This is a genomic window from Salipiger sp. HF18 (genome assembly GCF_011806505.1).
Classification (GTDB): domain Bacteria; phylum Pseudomonadota; class Alphaproteobacteria; order Rhodobacterales; family Rhodobacteraceae; genus Salipiger; species Salipiger thiooxidans.
This window is the reverse complement of record NZ_JAATOS010000708.1, coordinates 1-1,589: the sequence shown is the minus strand read 5'-3', so window position 1 is coordinate 1,589 and position 1,589 is coordinate 1. Positions and strand designations below refer to the sequence as shown.

Genomic DNA, 1,589 nt, shown 5'->3' with positions numbered 1-1,589 from the left:
TGGACGTAGCGCTCGATGGCCGACTTGGAGGGGTGCGAGACGAAGACCATGCGCTCGATGCCGGCCTCGCGGGCCTCGTCGATGGCGAACTGCAGCAGCGGGCGATCCAGCACCGGCAGCAACTCCTTGGGGGTTGCCTTGGTTGCGGGAAGGAAGCGCGTTCCGAGCCCTGCCACCGGGAAGATCGCGGTGCGCACTTTCTGGCTGGTCTTGGTCACGTCGGTATCTCCTTGAACCTGTGGATGCCGCCGCACTGCGGCAATTGTGTAAGAGCTTATGCCCTTTCTGCCGAACGTCAAAACAACGCGAGCCTCCGGTTAAGGTTCCGGCGAGATTTCTCTTATTACAAGGCGGCTCTCAAAAGCCCCGGAATTCAATAACTTGCAAAGAGCGGCATTGCGCCGACCTGAAAAACCGTTGTTTTATGGTGAAATCGCCCATGCGGCGCCCGGCAATCGCTCATAGGCGGTAAAATGCCGCCCAAAAATCAGGCAATCCCTGTCCGGCCCTCGCTTGCGCAGAAAAATCGCCCCCAGATCTTGGGTTCCGGGAACCCAAAGCCTACCCTTGCGTTATCTGCGTAGCACAACAGGAGTGAGCCACATTGGCCTGCCATCCCGTGACGGGTGGCACAGGCACATCGTTATGGACGGACTGACATTTGACATCCCGCCATCGCGCGCGGCCGGCATGAGCCCGAGACGCGCTGAACCTTACACTCGCCTGGCCGTGATCGGCATGGGCAGCTGGGGCACCGCCCTCGCCGCCGTTGCCGCCTCCGCCGGATGCGAAACGCGCCTCTGGGGCCGCCGCGAGACGCTCGCCGCCGCCATTGCCGAGACGCGACAGAACCCCGACCACCTGCCGGGGATCGACCTTCCGGCAGGGCTCTACCCCACTTCGGATCTGGCAGAGGCGCTCGACGGCGCCGAGGCCGTCCTGATCGTTACCCCGTCGCACACGCTTCGCGACATGACCCGGGCGATGAAGCCGCACCTGCCCGACGGCGTGCCCATCGCGCTCTGCTGCAAGGGCATCGAGCGCGGCACCGGGTTCCTGCTGAGCCACGTGGTCGAGGAAGAGCTTCCCGGCCACCCGGTCGGCGCCCTCTCCGGGCCGACCTTCGCCCGCGAGACCGCGCTGGGCCATCCCACCGCCGCCACCGTGGCCTTCCCCTTCCGCCATCACGACCGCATCGTCCCCGAGCGCGCCCCCGCGGCGCGGCTTGCGCTGACCATGCAGACGCAGGCCTTCCGGCCCTACGTCTCGGACGACCTTGTCGGTGTCGAGGTCGGCGGCGCGGTGAAGAACGTCATCGCCATCGCCTGTGGCATGATGACCGGCGCGGGCTTCGCCGAGAACACCCGCGCGGCGCTGATCACCCGGGGCATGGACGAGATGAAGCACCTCGCCGAGGCGCTGGGCGGCAAGCGCGAGACCGTGACCGGCCTTGCCGGCGCGGGCGATCTCACGCTCACCTGCTCGTCCACCACGTCGCGCAACATGTCGCTGGGCACGCAGCTCGGTCAGGGCATCGCGCGCGAAGCCTGCTTCGACGGCAAACCCACCGTGGTCGAGGGCGAAACCAA

Annotated in this window: 2 protein-coding genes; one reads left to right on the top strand and one right to left on the bottom strand. The window is 66.2% G+C overall.

Going from position 1 to position 1,589, the window contains the following annotated elements; translation table 11 throughout:
* The coding region (locus HC022_RS26145) for a sugar phosphate nucleotidyltransferase (RefSeq protein ID WP_368484818.1) at window positions 1-218 on the bottom strand (218 nt) is incomplete at its 3' end.
* A 472-nt stretch (window positions 219-690) separates the two neighbouring features.
* Here HC022_RS26145 and HC022_RS26140 point away from each other — a divergent pair.
* Window positions 691-1,589 (top strand): NAD(P)H-dependent glycerol-3-phosphate dehydrogenase (locus tag HC022_RS26140; protein WP_167454325.1); only part of this gene is annotated, 899 nt, incomplete at its 3' end.